Source organism: Blautia sp. RTP21359st1_E11_RTP21359_211015, assembly GCF_040910705.1.
GTDB classification, from domain to species: Bacteria; Bacillota; Clostridia; order Lachnospirales; family Lachnospiraceae; genus Blautia_A; species Blautia_A fusiformis.
This window is the reverse complement of the sequence record NZ_JBDGAB010000113.1, coordinates 1-2,593: the sequence shown is the minus strand read 5'-3', so window position 1 is coordinate 2,593 and position 2,593 is coordinate 1. Positions and strand designations below refer to the sequence as shown.

The following is a 2,593-nucleotide window of genomic DNA, read 5'->3' as shown; positions in this document are numbered from 1 at the left end:
GATCACAAGAGGCGTCACCGTATCCCCAAGTGCGCGCAGAGATGCCGCGCAGGTATCATAAAGAAACGTTGCCAGCATACCTGCGATAATAATAAAGATATACTGCCTGGCAGTTCCCGTCAAATGATCCGGAACATTCAGGAACCTCAGGATCGGATGCAGAAACAAAAGTCCCAAAACAGTCAGGATCAGAGAAATCACGCTGCCCATTACAAGAGACAGCGCAAAAGATTTTCGTACTTCTTCCCGGTTTCCGGCACCGAATTTCTGTGCGGTGACAATGGCAAATCCATTTGCAAGGCCCATCAGAAAACCGATGATCAGCCCGCTTAAAGGACTGGTGGCCCCTACTGCCGCCAGCGCATCTTCTTTTAAAAAGCTTCCCACGATCCGGGTATCTGCCAGGCTGTACGTCAGCTGCAAGAGATTTCCCAGAAATACAGGAAGCGCAAAGGACAGGATCAATGTGGAAGGCTTCCCTTTTGTCAAGTCTTTCATGTCATCCTCCCTCAGTCAACGATATCATTCTGAAAACGGGAAAGATGCTCATAAGGAAGGATCATCCTTCCGCGGAACAGTCCGCAGCCATCATTGATCAGGCTGTTGTTTACCGCACCAAACATATTAACGTCCAGCGCAGCAAGATCCAGTCCAAGAAGTCGCATACCCCGCTCATAAGCCTCATCAAAATAGATACATTCCCCCTGGGGAATCGCGTCCCTTCTCCTGCGTTCACTTTCCTGTTTTTTCTCATAGCTTAAATGGTTGGCGGAACCAATCTCCGCAACATCATCCATGTCTTTGGTCCGCAGCTGTACTTCCATATAGCTTCGGGAACTGTTATCATAAAACGTGATATGCAGGGACTGATAATCATCCTCACTGTTATTACAGATGTAATCCCTATAGTAAGGCTTTGCTTCCCTGCTGAGCAGTGGCGATGTACTTTCCTGCACTCCTCTGGCCGGCTCTGCGGTAAATCCTCTTTCTTCCAGAAATCCCGGAAGTACATTGGCGATCTCATAAAGATAACGAAGCTCTTCTTCTCTGACATTCTCACCATTTTTCAGATGACATCTGGGCATGGCGATAACGATCCTGTAGGCAATAAAATCGCGGAAACAGCTTAACCGTTCCTTGATCTGGGATACGGAAGGATATTCCCCATATTCTTTATAGTAGTCATAAATAAATTCTACTACATATCCGTTAAATTTTTCCTCCGCACGGATCAGGGATTTGATTCTTCCCTTGAAGGTAAACGCCAGAAACGGATATTCCCCTGCCATATATTTATAAAATTCCCGGATCTTCTGAGACTGGGCAGTGAGGAAATCATTATGCTCCAGAAGCTCCTGTATCTGGATCAAAAAATTACAGTGTACCAGATCGATCTCATTATGTTTTTCCTTCGCCTCTGTCCTAAGATCCCGAATGTATTTCTTCAGTATCCGGAGAAGAGTATCTCCGGAATACAGATAATCGTTTAATGTTATCATTTGTGTTTCTCTTTTCTATTTTGGTCTTTTCAGGATCACATATTTACAACAACTGCTGGATGATCTGTGTTCCTGTCTTTTATTTATTTCAGTTTTTCATGGAAAAACTCTGCGATCCGGTTCCACACCTCATCCTGGAAAAACTGGATATCTGCATGGTCTGCACCATCCAGTGTCAGCAAAGTGACATCACAGTCTTTTTTCTCCAGAAGTCCGTATAAAGTTTCCGACTGAACATAAGGAACGACCTGATCGCAGTTGCCATGGATGATCAGAAATGGCGGTGCATCCTTCGTAACCTTGGAAACCGGACTGCTCTGGTATGCCTTTTCTTTATTTAACATGGAATTAAATCCAAGCAGAAGGGATTCTGCGGAAGAAGCACATTTTTCTGCAGATTCACACGGAAATGCGGAAAGATCCGTAGGCGGATACCATGGGCAGGCAGCCTGTACCTTACTGGATTCTTCCAGATACTCTCCCACATCCAGAGCCGGATCATTGTCCAGCGCAGCCATACAGGTAAGATATCCTCCGGCAGACTCTCCCATAACTCCTATCTGCTCTTTGTTGATGCGGAACCGGTCTGCATGGGCTTTCAGATAACGGATAGCTGCCTTTACATCCTGCAGCGGCATGGGATACGGGCCCTGATTAGAAGTACGATACTCCACACTTGCCACTACAAAGCCACTGGATGCCAGTCTGCTCAGATAAAGATTATGTGCGGATTTATCCATCATCAGCCATGCGCCTCCACAGATCCAGAGGATGCAGGGATAGATTTTTCCATCTTTTGTTTCCGGGTAGATGATATCCAGTTTCAGATCCCGCCTGCAATGTCCGAACCAGGAATCCACCTGTGCGTAAGTAATATCATTTACTGTAATATACTGAGGCTTCTCTACTGAAAGCTTCAGTGTCTTTTTTTCTGCTTTTATCATAATCTATCTACCTCTTTTCTTCTGATCATTTTAGTTTGTCTTTGAAATATTTTTCTTCTATTTTATCACAATACTGCTTTTTCTGCTTTTATTTTTCGGAGAAAAAGCACTCTTTTTCTGCAAAAGAAATATCTGCATTCTCATTTACAG

At 44.6% G+C, this 2,593-nt stretch carries 3 protein-coding genes; all 3 read right to left on the bottom strand.

What is annotated here, in order from left to right; all coding sequences use genetic code 11:
- Window positions 1–498 (bottom strand): MATE family efflux transporter (locus AB5026_RS18840; RefSeq protein ID WP_368214143.1); only part of this gene is annotated, 498 nt, incomplete at its 3' end.
- An 11-nt stretch (window positions 499–509) separates the two neighbouring features.
- Window positions 510–1,499 (bottom strand): guanosine polyphosphate pyrophosphohydrolase, encoded by a 990-nt coding sequence (locus AB5026_RS18835; protein WP_215638374.1) that lies wholly within the window; start codon window positions 1,497–1,499, stop codon window positions 510–512.
- A gap of 83 nt (window positions 1,500–1,582) precedes the next feature.
- On the bottom strand, window positions 1,583–2,443 hold the full coding sequence (locus tag AB5026_RS18830) for an alpha/beta hydrolase (protein WP_015524395.1): 861 nt from the start codon (window positions 2,441–2,443) through the stop codon (window positions 1,583–1,585).
- Window positions 2,444–2,593: the final 150 nt, after the last annotated feature.